The following is a 12,662-nucleotide window of genomic DNA, read 5'->3' as shown; positions in this document are numbered from 1 at the left end:
GAAGATGCAGCAGCGGCTTTATGTCGGCGTAGAGTCAGTGAGGGAGTTGTGTAGAGCCGCGAAGAGGTGATTACGCAACGTACGCAGGACGGTCGGGGCACCGCAGGCATAAACGGTCGCGTGAAGTTTTTGCTGTTTGCTTGGGCTTGGATGCCCAAAACAAACTCTCGCAAAAATAGCGACTCCCCTAATAGCTAAGCTGTCGGGCCTTTTCTATGTTGGGTGTAACTAGTTATCGCTAGAAAGAGGGGTGGAAAGCTAGGAGTGGTGGAGTATGGAAAAGAAAAAGGCCCGAGTCTTTCGACTCAGGCCTCTTTAGTTTGGCTCCCCGTACGGTGCGCGCTGGGAACCAAACTATTAGTTATAGAGTTACCAAAAAGGCTGGCAGCTAGAGTTGGTTAGGAATATCTATGTTACGAATTTCTATTAGTTTATGGCGAGAGTCTTCTCGTGGGTATGCTGTTTAGTAAATCATTAGGTCTGATGGGGTTAATAGGGAATTTTAGAATCTGTGCTTTTGTCGTATGTCATACAGAGTTCTGTGTGTTTCCTAGCTTCTAGCTTCTCAAATTCGTATGAGACGTTTGTCAGGCTGATCCATTGATGTTCGCATAAATACATATGGTTATGGAATTCCATGCACTCCTCACTATTACCAGGCATAGGAAACCATGGATAATCATCCTTGGGTTTGAGGAAGAATGTGTAGTTTGTGCCGCTATTTGTGTTTTGACTGCTGTTATATTTAATACCATGGAAGTTTTTGCTGCGTATGTATTCAGATAGTGCTTGAGTCGGTAGATATTCAAGTCCGGAGTCATTGCTCGAAATAGGGCGAGAGGTCTCATCAATGAACTGACCAATAAAGTCGCCTGCCCAGCGCATGTCGTGGTCATAATCCGACTGAAAAATGCTGGTTTTCGCAATGTTTGGTGCCTTTGTCAGGTCGAGAATTCTCAGGATGTTTTTTGTTATGAATTTTCCGAGTAAGAGTTCGCAACCAACTTCGGGTCGTATTTCGGCTATACAGGTATCAGGGGAATCACCAAGATAGAAGCATGTTATTCCGGTCGGACTCATTCTGCTATGAGATGCGCGTGCCGGAGGTGGAGGACCAAGAGCATCTTGAATGTCTAGAGGATTGAGTGGATGTTCCTCTAAAACTCTCGCCCTCCATAACGACGTGTTTGTTGGTAGAAGTAACTCGCAATATTCGAAGAGAATACCAAGGTCTTTTAGGTATTCCTCTCTGCTTCCTTCTGTAGGTAAATCAAAGAAACGAGAGGTATGTTTGATATGTTCAACAAATCCATTCCACGATTGGCTGAATCGAGTACTTGATTCACCGACAAACCCATTGATGAGAGCTAGGAATGTGTTACCTCCCTCGGGGTATTTGTCATGAGAACCTTGGGTTACTTCATGCCAAGATGGGGCGCTATCTTCAATTAACGCATCGATGAGCCATGTTGATGTTCCATCATTGTTTAACGTATGCGGAAAAATTCGCTCGTCATACATCAGGATATCGTAGATGGTATTTGAGTCATCAAGGCCATGCTCCATAAGGCCTGGGTCAGGTAGTGTGTAGGCTCGAGTTAAGCCATCGCGAATGAAGTTGCCCACAAATTGAGTGTCATGGGTATAGACTCTGGTGCTATGACAAAACTCACAATCAGATCTGAGGCCGTTATCAGATATATAGATTTGTATGTCTTTGTTGGTAAAGCAGTCAGTGCAGCATTTCATACAAATTGAAGTTCCCTTTCATGATGTTTCTAATCAGAAATCTTAGTGTTAGGTGGAGACTTCGGCTTAGTACCTTTTTCTGGCTTCTTCTTAGGAGAAGTTGCTCTCTCCATGATTTCATTCGCTGACCGCCATGGATAGCGAAGCGAAGGCGGTTAGTCCGCGATAGTCGACGCCGTCTGTATATTCGGGGCGCCGCAGGCATAAACGGTCGCGTGAAGTTTTTGCTGTTTGCTTGGGCTTGGATGCCCAAAACAAACTTTCGCAAAAATAGCGACTCCCCGGTTTGAAGAAAGTGAATATTAACCCTTTTTGAATGACTAATTTCTGATTTTCATTGAGGTTGCTCGTGATCTTTGTTATTCCCCTTTTACGCAGAGACTCGGGCACATTATCTAGCGTTCGGTTCATGGTAAGCACCTCTCTGAGCCCAGGACGGACCCGAACCAATTAATCTTCTAACACACTGATTCCTTTAGACGAAAAAAAAGCCCACGCTACTAGTATAGCGTAAGCTCTTGATTCATAAGATATGGCTCCCCCGGCTGGACTCGAACCAGCGACATACGGATTAACAGTCCGGTGTTCTACCAACTGAACTACAGGGGAATAGCTCTTGCCTCCGGAGAGGAGGCGCTATATTACTCAAGCACCGTTTTAGGGTCAATACTGATTGCAAAAAAGTATTGGAATCTTTGCTTCTTAGCTGTTGATACCATCCAGATAGCTGGCGATACGATCAAGCGCCTGCTGCAGATTCTCTTTGCTGGTAGCAAATGAGAGGCGCAGATGGCCTGGGGCACCAAAGGCGGAGCCAGGTACCAGGGCCACTCCCGCTTCATTCAGCAGTATCTCAGCCAGGGCGACATCATCGTCGATATCATCCAGTCCATCGATTACCTCTTGAAAACTAGGAAAAGCGTAGAAGGTGCCATCTGATTTGACACACTCAACGCCCTTCATCTGGTTGAGGCGTTCTACCACATAGTCGTGGCGTGCCTTGAACGCCTCCAGCATCGGTGCGATACAGCCCTGATCACCCTCGATGGCTGCCTGTGCGGCGACCTGTGAGATTGAGGTGGGATTGGAGGTGCTCTGCGACTGGACCTTCTTCATCGCCTTGATCAGATCGACTGGACCTGCGGCGTAGCCGATGCGCCAGCCCGTCATTGAATAGGCCTTGGAGACGCCATTCATCACGACTGTACGATCATAGAGGGCGGGGCAGGCGTTGAGTAGATTGCAGAACGGTTCGTCACTCCAGAGGATGTGCTCATACATGTCGTCAACGGCGATGATGATCTCGGGGTGTCCCTCGAGTACCTTGCCTAGCGCTTCCAGCTCGGCACGTGTATAGGCGACGCCGGTCGGGTTTGAGGGGCTGTTGAGGGTGAAGAGCTTGGTGCGTGGGGTGATCGCCGCTTCTAGCTGCTCAGGTGTGATTTTGAAGTTTTGATCCTGTCCGGCGGAAACAATGACTGGTTTACCGTCGGCCAGCAGTGCCATATCGGGGTATGAGACCCAGTAGGGGGCCGGAATGATCACTTCATCACCGCTGTTGAGCAGCGCCTGACAGAGGTTGAAGTAACTCTGTTTGCCACCACAGGAGACCAGTACCTGTTCAGGGGTGTAGTCAAAGCTGTTGTCGCGCGCGAATTTATCGACAATCGCTTTTTTCAGGCTAGGGGTGCCATCGACCGCTGTGTATTTGGTGAATCCATTGCTAATCGCCTCAACTGCGGCAGCCTTAATGTGCTCAGGCGTATCGAAGTCAGGTTCGCCTGCGCCAAGGCCGATAATGTCCTTACCAGCAGCTCTTAGTTCAGCCGCCTTTGCAGTAACAGCGAGTGTGGGGGAGGGTTTGACCCGTTGTACTCGATCAGAAAGTTTCACGCTCAATGGAGTCTTCTCACGTAGTTATGACACAATTGCGTAATAATACTTTATGCGTGCCTTTTACCCAATCCCCGATTATGAGTAGACCTTTCCAGATTGAAGTTGATATGGAGCCCGCTGGCGACCAGCCTGAGGCAATTCGTCGTATGGTCGAGGGGCTGGAGGATGGCATCGCCGGGCAGACGCTGCTGGGTGTGACTGGCTCCGGTAAGACCTTTGCCGTTGCGAAGGTGATCGAGTCGGTGCAGCGCCCGACGCTGATATTAGCTCCGAATAAAACCCTTGCTGCACAGCTCTACGGAGAGATGAAGGAGTTCTTTCCCGGAAATCTGGTTGAGTATTTCGTCTCCTACTACGACTACTACCAGCCCGAGGCCTACGTTCCCGCCTCTGATACCTTTATCGAGAAGGATGCCGCGATCAATGAGCATATTGAACAGATGCGCCTTTCGGCGACCAAGGCGTTGGTGGAGAAGGAGAATGCAATTATCGTCTCCAGTGTCTCCTGTATCTACGGTCTGGGTGATCCGCGAGCCTATCTGAGCATGATGCTGCATCTGGTGCGGGGTGAGACGATTGACCAGCGCCTTATTTTGCGCCGTCTGGCCGAGCTGCAGTACACCCGTAACGATGTTGAATTGCACCGTGCCACCTATCGAGTGAGGGGGGAGGTGATCGATATCTTCCCGGCGGAGTCGGACAAGGAGGCGGTGCGGGTCGAGCTGTTTGATGATGAGATCGAATCGCTTGCCTACTTTGATCCGCTGACCGGTGAGATCCTGCGTCGAGTACCGCGTCTGACCATCTATCCCAAGACTCACTACGTCACGCCACGCGAGACGATTCTCGGTGCGGTAGATGAGATCAAGGTCGAGCTCAAAGAGCGACTCGAGCGACTGCGCGACCTCAATAAGTTGGTTGAGGAGCAGCGGCTGGCACAGCGTACCCAGTTTGATATCGAGATGCTGGTGGAGCTTGGCTACTGCAACGGCATCGAAAACTACTCGCGCTACCTCTCCGGACGTGGCCCGGGTGAGCCGCCCCCGACGCTGTTTGACTATCTGCCCGACAATGCACTGTTGGTGATCGACGAGTCACACGTCACCGTGCCGCAGATTGGTGGCATGTATAAGGGCGACCGCTCACGCAAGGAGAACTTGGTTGAGTATGGCTTCCGTCTCCCCTCGGCGTTGGATAATCGTCCGATGCGTTTTGAGGAGTTCGAGAAACTATCGCCACAGACGATCTACGTCTCGGCTACACCGGGTAAATATGAGCTGGAGCACTCTGATCAGGTGGTGGAGCAGGTGGTGCGTCCCACAGGGCTGGTCGACCCTCAGATAGAGGTGCGCCCGGTTACGACCCAAGTCGATGATCTGCTCTCCGAGATTAACAAACGAGTTGTACTAGGTGAGCGTGTGCTGGTGACAACGCTCACCAAGCGAATGTCAGAAGACCTCACCGATTATCTCAGCGAGCACGGCGTGAAGGTGCGATATCTTCACTCCGATATCGACACCGTCGAGCGTGTAGAGATCATTCGCGATCTACGTCTTGGTGAGTTCGATGTGCTGGTTGGCATCAACCTGCTGCGAGAGGGGCTCGATATGCCCGAGGTCTCGCTAGTGGCGATTCTCGATGCCGATAAGGAGGGCTTCCTGCGCTCCGACCGTTCGCTAATCCAGACCATTGGACGTGCGGCGCGTAACCTCAATGGTCGGGCCATTCTTTATGGGGATAAGATAACCGGCTCGATGAAACGTGCCATCGATGAGACCGAGCGACGTCGTGAGAAGCAGCAGGCGCACAACAAGGAGCATGGCATTACCCCACGTGGTGTGAAGAAGGCGATTGCCGACATCATGGAGAGCGCCCATGCCGGTGTGCCGGGTTCACCGAAGGAGTACGCCAAGGTCGCCGAGGAGGTGGCTGAATACGCCTCGCTCACGCCAGCACAGTTCGCCAAGAAACTGGAGGCACTGGAGAAGCGTATGTTTGAACATGCCAAAAACCTTGAATTCGAGGAGGCGGCACGTGTGCGAGATGAGATTGAGCATATCCGTAATAGCGGTTTCGGGCTGGTTGATAGAGCTATCTAGATAATCATCCCCAGATGGCTTGTTAATGCTCTTCTGCCTATGTTATCGTTCGCCCTCGATTTTGCAGGCGCGTAGCTCAGTTGGTTAGAGCACCACCTTGACATGGTGGGGGTCGTTGGTTCGAATCCAATCGCGCCTACCAACACTTTTAAAGCACCCTCGGGTGCTTTAATTTTTTGTGGAAAGTAATCACGTGGTCCCTCGTATCGACCACCACTGAGAATAGGAATCTGGCATGCCAACCATTACCCTTCCCGACGGTTCACAGCGTAGTTTCGATAACCCCGTAACCATCCATGAAGTTGCACTCGATATCGGCCCTGGTCTCGCTAAGGCCTCACTGGGCGGCAAAATCGATGGTGAACTTCTCGATACCTCTCATCTGATTGAAACTGATGTTGCTCTCTCACTGATTACCGAGCGTGACGAGGAGGGGCTGGAGATCATCCGTCACTCGACCGCACATCTGCTGGCGCAGGCGGTTAAGTCACTCTTCCCCGAGGCGCAGGTAACGATCGGTCCGGTGATTGAGGATGGCTTCTATTACGACTTTGCCTATGAGCGCCCCTTCACCCCAGATGATCTGACTGCGATCGAAAAGAAGATGGCTGAGCTGGTCAAGGCTGATGTCCCGGTTGAGCGTTCTGTGAAGATTCGCGAAGAGGCGATCGACTTCTTCGGCGAGATGGGTGAGAAGTACAAGGCGGAGATTATAGAGAGTATTCCTCACGGCGAAGAGCTCTCGCTCTACCAGCAGGGTGACTTCATCGATCTATGTCGCGGCCCCCATGTTCCTTCAACCGGAAAACTCAAGGCCTTCAAGCTGATGAAGGTGGCAGGTGCCTACTGGCGTGGTGACTCCGACAACGAGATGCTGCAGCGTATCTACGGCACCGCATGGAAGAACAAAAAAGAGCTCAAGGCCTATCTGCATCGTCTGGAAGAGGCGGAGAAGCGTGATCACCGTAAACTCGGTAAAGCGATGGATCTCTTCCACGCTCAGGATGAAGCGCCGGGTATGGTCTTCTGGCACGACAACGGCTGGACCATCTGGCAGCAGGTTGAGCAGTACATTCGCCAGACCCTGAATCGCCACGACTATAAAGAGGTGAAGACGCCCCAGCTGGTCGATCGCTCGCTGTGGGAGAAATCGGGTCACTGGGACAAGTTCGGTGACATGATGTTCACCACCCATTCTGAGAACCGTGACTACGCAGTGAAACCAATGAACTGCCCCTGTCACGTGCAGATTTTTAACCAGGGGCTGAAATCTTACCGTGATCTGCCGCTACGTATGGCTGAGTTCGGTTCATGCCACCGTAATGAGCCCTCGGGCACACTGCATGGTCTTATGCGGGTGCGCAATTTCACCCAGGACGATGCACACATCTTCTGTACCGAGGATCAGATTCAGTCGGAGGTCTCCGAGTTCATCGATCTGCTGCAGGATGTCTATGCAGACTTCGGCTTCACCGAGATTGAGGTAAAACTCTCTACCCGTCCGGAGCAGCGTGTCGGTGCCGATGAGGTGTGGGATAAGGCGGAACATGCACTCGAGCGTGCACTGAATGCCAAGGGTATGAATTGGGATCTGCAGCCGGGCGAGGGTGCTTTCTACGGACCAAAGATTGAATTCTCACTACGTGACTGTCTCAATCGTGTCTGGCAGTGCGGCACTATACAGGTCGATTTCTCCATGCCCGGTCGTCTCGATGCCGAGTATGTCGCCGAGGATGGCAGCCGCCAGATTCCGGTTATGTTGCATCGCGCGATCCTCGGATCACTCGAGCGTTTTATAGGAATTTTGATCGAGCAGCACGCCGGTTCATTCCCGCTCTGGTTGGCACCGACCCAGGCGATGCTGATGAATATCACCGATAACCAGGCCGAATTTGTTCAGCAAGTCGAACAAACCTTGCAAAATCAAGGCTTCCGGATTAAATCGGACTTGAGAAATGAGAAGATCGGCTTTAAAATCCGCGAGCACACATTACAGCGTGTCCCGTACCTGCTGGTTGTTGGTGATCGGGAAGTTGAATCTGCTACCGTGGCCGTGCGTACCCGAAGTGGTGAAGATCTTGGATCGATGAGTGTTTCTGAACTCGCTGATCTCTTCGCTGCTGAAGTCGAGTCGCGTGGCCGCACTATTTTGGAGGATTGAAGCATCGCCCTGAAAAACAAAAAGGATACAACCCGTCTCAACGGTGAGATCACCGCACCAAGCATCCGTTTGATCGGTGCTGATGGAGAACAGGTCGGAGTTGTATCAAACGCTGAAGCGCTCGGTATCGCTGAAGAAGCCGATCTCGATCTGGTTGAGATCTCTCCTGATGCGGAACCGCCAGTCTGTCGAGTGATGGATTACGGCAAGTTCAAGTTTGAGCAGAGTAAAAAGGCTCAGCAGGCGCGTAAAAAGCAGAAACAGATTCAGATTAAAGAGGTTAAGTTCCGTCCCGGAACCGATGAGGGCGACTACAAGATCAAGTTGCGTAATCTCATCCGTTTTCTTGAGGATGGAGACCGTACCAAGGTAACGCTTCGTTTCCGTGGTCGGGAGATGGCTCACCAGGAGCTCGGCCTGCAGCTATTGCAGCGGGTTGCGGCAGACCTGGAAGAGTATGGAACGGTTGAGCAGCATCCCCGTTCTGAAGGTCGTCAGATGGTTATGATGATCGCCCCTAGAAAGGGCAAGTAAGTAGCAAGATGCTTCAGCGTCCGGCTTTCAAAGGCTGCCGGCGTGAAGTTTTAATAACACTCAAACTGGAGTAGAAAATGCCTAAGATGAAGACCAATCGAGGTGCTGCCAAGCGCTTCAAAAAAACCGCGAGTGGAGGCTTCAAGTGCAACTCATCGCACCGTCGTCACATTCTCACCAAAAAGAGCACTAAGCGTAAGCGTCACCTGCGTGCTCCCTCAATGATCGATGCAGTCGATGTACCAATGGTACGCCGTATGCTTTGTACTAAATAAGGGGAGTAGACAATGCCAAGAGTAAAACGTGGTGTAACCGCACGTGCCAAGCACAAAAAGATCCTCGGCAAGGCAAAGGGCTACTATGGTGCCCGTAGTCGTGTCGTTCGTGTAGCCAAGCAGGCCGTAACCAAGGCAGGTCAGTACGCATACCGTGACCGCCGTCAGCGTAAGCGTCAGTTCCGTGCCCTGTGGATTGCCCGTATCAATGCAGCCGCTCGTCTGAATGGTCTCTCTTACAGCCGTTTCATTAACGGTTTGAAGAAGGCTTCAATCGAGATCGACCGCAAGGTTATGGCTGATCTGGCTGTATTCGACAAGGCAGCATTTGCTGCTCTGGCGGAGCAGGCCAAGGCCAATCTGTAAGCGAGCACGATCTGGTTACACGCCGCAATGCGGTGTGTAACCAAACCAATTTACAGAGAGGGGAAGGGCCTGTGCCTTTCCCCTTCTTATTTTTTACGGGGCTGCCAAATAGATTGGTGGTTCCAAATCTCCATGGAGATCGATAGTTGTGGAAGATCTGGCAACGCTAGAACAGCAGGCGGTAGCACAGCTCGCCGAGGCAACGAGCCTTCAGGATCTCGACCAGGTCCGGGTTCACTATCTGGGCAAAAAGGGGTTGTTGACCGAGCAGCTCAAGGCCTTGGGCAAGCTTGCACCTGAGCAGCGCCGTGAGGCCGGTCAGGCAATCAATAAGGTCAAACAGGCCGTGCAGGCGCAGATAGAAGCGCGCAAGGGTGAGCTCGAACAGGCCCAGCTTGATGCCAAGCTTACTGCCGAGTCGATCGACATTACCCTGCCAGGACGTGGTGAGCAGAGTGGTGGCAAGCACCCAGTTACCCGTACCCAGGAACGAATCCAGGAGTTCTTTCTCCGGCTCGGCTTCGAGATCGCCGAGGGACCCGAGATCGAGGATGACTATCACAACTTCGAAGCGCTCAACATCCCAGCGCACCATCCAGCGCGTGCGATGCACGACACCTTCTACTTTGATGCCCATCGATTGCTGCGTACCCACACCTCACCGGTACAGGTGCGGGTGATGGAAAAATCGGAGCCGCCGTTGCGAGTAATCGCACCTGGGCGTGTCTATCGCTGTGACTCCGACCTAACCCACACACCGATGTTTCATCAGGTTGAGGGATTGATGGTCGATGAGAATGTCAGTTTTGCCGATCTCAAGGGAATTCTCGATGAGTTCCTGAAGTTCTTCTTCGAGAAGGACCTACGGATTCGTTTTCGCCCCTCCTACTTCCCCTTCACCGAACCATCGGCTGAGGCCGATATTGAGTGCGTGATGTGTGGCGGCGAAGGGTGTCGCGTCTGTAGTCATACCGGTTGGCTCGAAGTGCTTGGCTGCGGCATGGTGCACCCTAAGGTTTTCGAACACGCCAAGATCGATAATGAGCAGTTCACTGGTTTTGCCTTCGGTATGGGGGTCGAGCGACTCACCATGCTGCGCTACGGTGTGAATGACCTGCGGCTCTTCTTCGAGAACGATCTGCGCTTTCTTAAACAGTTCGGTAAGGGCTGATCATCAGCTCTGAAATTACGGAAATACAGCAATGAAATTCAGTGAAAAGTGGCTGCGTGAATGGGTGAATCCCAACATTAGCAGCGAGGTGCTCTCCGAACAGCTGACCATGTCTGGACTCGAGGTCGATGCTGCAGAACCGGCAGCCCCCGAGTTTGACGGTATCGTGGTTGGTAAGGTGCTAACTGCTGTGCCGCATCCCGATGCCGATAGGCTTAAGGTGTGTGAGGTCGATGTCGGTGAGGGACAACCGCTGCAGATCGTCTGTGGAGCAAGTAACGTCCGTCCAGAGTTGATGGTTGCAGCAGCGCGTATCGGTGCCTGGCTGCCGGGTGACTTTAAGATCAAGCGAGCCAAGCTGCGTGGCGTTGAGTCTGAGGGAATGCTCTGCTCCGCCAAAGAGCTGGGGCTGGCCGAGAGCGCTGATGGCTTGATGGAGCTCTCAAGCGAAGCGGTCATTGGTCAGAGCGTGCGAGAGCACCTCGATCTCGACGATACCGTCTTTGAGCTGGGCCTGACCCCTAATCGCAGCGACTGTCTGGGTGTGATGGGTGTGGCGCGCGAAGTTGGTGTATTGAACCGTGTCGACGTCACCATTCCCGAACAACATGCAGTGGCAGCTACCACCGAACAGCGCTTCGAGATCAATGTTGAAGCGCCTGAGGCATGCCCGCGTTACCTCGGTCGTGTTGTCACCGGCATCAATCTTGCCGCCGAGACACCAGTCTGGATGGTTGAGCGTCTGCGTCGCAGCGGTGTCCGAGCCATCAGTGCGATGGTTGATATTACTAACTACGTGATGCTCGAGCTGGGCCAGCCGATGCATGCCTTTGATCTGCAGAAGCTTGAGGGGGGCATCAAGGTGCGCCTTGCTGATGCGGGTGAAAAGCTGGTGTTGCTAGACGGTCAAGAGATTGAGCTCAATGCAGAGACTCTGCTGATTAGTGATCACAAGGGTCCACTGGCGCTTGCCGGTATCATGGGCGGTGAGGCCTCAGGTGTGAGTGATGGCACCACCTCGCTACTGCTCGAAGCGGCCTTCTTTACCCCTGAGGTGATTGCCGGTCGTGCCCGTGGTTACGGCCTGCATACCGACTCTTCACACCGTTTTGAGCGTGGCGTAGATCCAGAGCTACAACGTCGTGCTATGGAGCGTGCAACCGAGCTGCTACTGGAGATCGCCGGTGGTGAGGCGGGTCCGGTGATTGAAGTAGTGAATAGCGACCAGTTACCCCAGCGTCATGAGGTGGTACTGCGAGAGGCGAGGGTGGCCCGTCTGCTCGGATCAAATATTCCTGCTGTTGAGATCGGTGAGATTCTCGAATGTCTCGGTATGGCGGTTAGCCGCACCGATGATGGCTGGAAGGTGATTCCGCCCAGCTTCCGCTTCGATATTGAGATTGAGGCCGATCTGGTTGAAGAGGTAGCCCGTGTCCACGGATACAATGCGCTGACCAGTAGCCGCTTGTTGGCTGAGATGTCGGGGCAGCATGAAAGCGAGCAAAAACTCGATGCTCGCCGACTCTCTAATCTGCTGATCGACCGAGGTTATCAGGAGGCGATCAGTTACAGCTTTGTTGATCCAGAGCTGCAGTCATTGCTTGATCCAGAAGCAAAACCGGTAGAGCTTGCTAATGCGCTCTCGCTTGAATTGTCGGTGATGCGGACCACTCTCTGGCCGGGGTTGATCAAGGCGCTTCAGTACAACCAGAATCGACAGCAATCGCGTATAAAGCTCTTTGAGACGGGTCTTAGCTTTGTCGGGCAACTCGATGATCTTGTTCAGAAAAAACAGATTGCAGGCGTCGTTTCGGGTAGTCGCTATCCTGAAGGCTGGAACAGCGCGAGTGATGCGGTCGACTTCTACGATGTGAAGGCTGACATTGAGTCGTTGTTGGCGCTTTCCGGCACCGATACAGCGTTCCGCTTTGAGTCGGCCTCACATCCCGCTCTCCATCCGGGACAGTCTGCCGAGATCCGCAAGGGTGATCAGCTGGCTGGCTGGCTCGGGGCGATTCACCCCTCGCTTTTGAAGAAGCTGGGGCTCAATGGCCCGGTATTTCTCTTCCAACTTGAGGTTGAGTCGATCACCGAGGCGACTCTGCCCAAGTTCACGCCGCTCTCCAAATTCCCGGCGATACGCCGTGATCTGGCCATTGTTGTTGATGAGAAGATTACAGCTCAGCAAGTTGTCGACACGATCGGTGCTGAAGAGAACGAACTGCTGCAGAAGGTCGAGTTATTCGACGTTTATTCTGGGGAAGGGGTCGAAAATGGGAGAAAAAGCTTAGCTATTGGCTTGATTTTACAAGACCATTCGCGCACTCTTACCGATGCGGACGTCGACGACGTTATCTCGCGAGTATTGAATAAAATCCAGGAAACACTGGGTGCGACACTGAGAGATTAGG

General features: G+C 52.6%; 10 protein-coding genes and 2 tRNA genes. 8 read left to right on the top strand and 4 right to left on the bottom strand.

Annotated features, from left to right (window positions below; all coding sequences use genetic code 11):
* Positions 1-489: 489 nt before the first annotated feature.
* From BOW52_RS03145 to BOW52_RS03130, 4 genes are all read right to left on the bottom strand, one after another.
* Complete coding sequence (locus BOW52_RS03145; RefSeq protein ID WP_172840091.1) at positions 490-1,626, bottom strand: RES family NAD+ phosphorylase; 1,137 nt, start codon at positions 1,624-1,626, stop codon at positions 490-492.
* Between the two features lie 240 nt (positions 1,627-1,866).
* A complete protein-coding gene (locus tag BOW52_RS03140; protein ID WP_135621979.1) occupies positions 1,867-2,160 on the bottom strand; it encodes a hypothetical protein in 294 nt (97 codons plus the stop codon).
* A 122-nt stretch (positions 2,161-2,282) separates the two neighbouring features.
* Positions 2,283-2,358, bottom strand: a tRNA-Asn gene (locus tag BOW52_RS03135).
* Between the two features lie 93 nt (positions 2,359-2,451).
* Complete coding sequence (locus tag BOW52_RS03130) at positions 2,452-3,648, bottom strand: pyridoxal phosphate-dependent aminotransferase (protein WP_078482631.1); 1,197 nt, start codon at positions 3,646-3,648, stop codon at positions 2,452-2,454.
* Between the two features lie 74 nt (positions 3,649-3,722).
* On the opposite strand from BOW52_RS03130, the gene uvrB reads away from it, so the two are divergent.
* From uvrB to pheT, 8 genes are all read left to right on the top strand, one after another.
* Positions 3,723-5,744: an excinuclease ABC subunit UvrB gene (gene uvrB / locus BOW52_RS03125; RefSeq protein WP_078482630.1), complete on the top strand. Its 2,022-nt coding sequence runs from the start codon at positions 3,723-3,725 to the stop codon at positions 5,742-5,744.
* A gap of 65 nt (positions 5,745-5,809) precedes the next feature.
* A tRNA-Val gene (locus tag BOW52_RS03120) sits at positions 5,810-5,886 on the top strand.
* 93 nt (positions 5,887-5,979) lie between these two features.
* Positions 5,980-7,905: a threonine--tRNA ligase gene (thrS, locus tag BOW52_RS03115; RefSeq protein ID WP_078482629.1), complete on the top strand. Its 1,926-nt coding sequence runs from the start codon at positions 5,980-5,982 to the stop codon at positions 7,903-7,905.
* Positions 7,906-7,908: 3 nt separating this feature from the next.
* Positions 7,909-8,439, top strand: coding sequence for a translation initiation factor IF-3 (infC, locus tag BOW52_RS03110; RefSeq protein ID WP_078482628.1), 531 nt, complete (start codon positions 7,909-7,911; stop codon positions 8,437-8,439).
* Between the two features lie 77 nt (positions 8,440-8,516).
* A complete protein-coding gene (gene rpmI, locus BOW52_RS03105; protein ID WP_078482627.1) occupies positions 8,517-8,714 on the top strand; it encodes a 50S ribosomal protein L35 in 198 nt (65 codons plus the stop codon).
* 12 nt (positions 8,715-8,726) lie between these two features.
* Positions 8,727-9,080: a 50S ribosomal protein L20 gene (gene rplT / locus BOW52_RS03100; RefSeq protein ID WP_078482626.1), complete on the top strand. Its 354-nt coding sequence runs from the start codon at positions 8,727-8,729 to the stop codon at positions 9,078-9,080.
* A gap of 157 nt (positions 9,081-9,237) precedes the next feature.
* Positions 9,238-10,251 carry a phenylalanine--tRNA ligase subunit alpha gene (gene pheS / locus BOW52_RS03095; protein ID WP_408021562.1) on the top strand — a complete coding sequence of 338 codons (1,014 nt, stop codon included), beginning with the start codon at positions 9,238-9,240 and terminating at the stop codon, positions 10,249-10,251.
* 31 nt (positions 10,252-10,282) lie between these two features.
* Positions 10,283-12,661 carry a phenylalanine--tRNA ligase subunit beta gene (gene pheT / locus BOW52_RS03090; RefSeq protein ID WP_078482624.1) on the top strand — a complete coding sequence of 793 codons (2,379 nt, stop codon included), beginning with the start codon at positions 10,283-10,285 and terminating at the stop codon, positions 12,659-12,661.
* Position 12,662 lies beyond the last annotated feature (1 nt).

Origin of the sequence: Solemya pervernicosa gill symbiont, from assembly GCF_002020875.1 — a bacterium.
Taxonomy (GTDB): domain Bacteria; phylum Pseudomonadota; class Gammaproteobacteria.
This window is presented reverse-complemented; position numbering and strand designations above follow the sequence as displayed.